Below are 448 nucleotides of genomic sequence, written 5' to 3'. Positions count from 1 at the left end.
CGACAGGATGGAGAACTGCGAATCGTAGATCCACCAGAAGGCGATGGCCGAGAGCACCGTCGGCACCACCCACGGCAGCAGGACGATCGCGCGGAAGAACGATTTGAAGGGCAGGTTCTGGTTGAGGATGAGCGCCAGCCAGAGGCCGAGCGCGAATTTCAGGATCGAGGCGCTGATCGTGTAGAGCAAGGTGTTGAAGACGGAGAGCCAGAAGACGGCGTCGCTCCACAGGTATTCATAGTTTTCGACGCCGATGAAGATGCCGGGGCGGCCGATGCGGGCATCGGTGAAGCCGAGCCAGACGCCGAGCCCCAGCGGATAGGTCAGGAAGACAAGCAGCAGTGCAGCCGCCGGAAGCATGAAGCCGAAGCCAAGTGCGTTCCGGCTTTCGCTCCAGCGCGACAGAATCCGTGAGAAGATCGAAGGTCGCGGCTGGATAGCAGCTGAC

The 448-nt window shown here is 61.2% G+C and carries 1 protein-coding gene; it reads right to left on the bottom strand.

Annotated features, from left to right (window positions below):
• The coding region (locus tag EN939_RS37575; protein WP_164751665.1) for a carbohydrate ABC transporter permease at positions 1-438 on the bottom strand (438 nt) is incomplete at its 3' end.
• Positions 439-448 lie beyond the last annotated feature (10 nt).

Origin of the sequence: Mesorhizobium sp. M7A.F.Ca.CA.002.05.1.1, assembly GCF_003998335.1 — a bacterium.
GTDB lineage: Bacteria > Pseudomonadota > Alphaproteobacteria > Rhizobiales > Rhizobiaceae > Mesorhizobium.
This window is presented reverse-complemented; position numbering and strand designations above follow the sequence as displayed.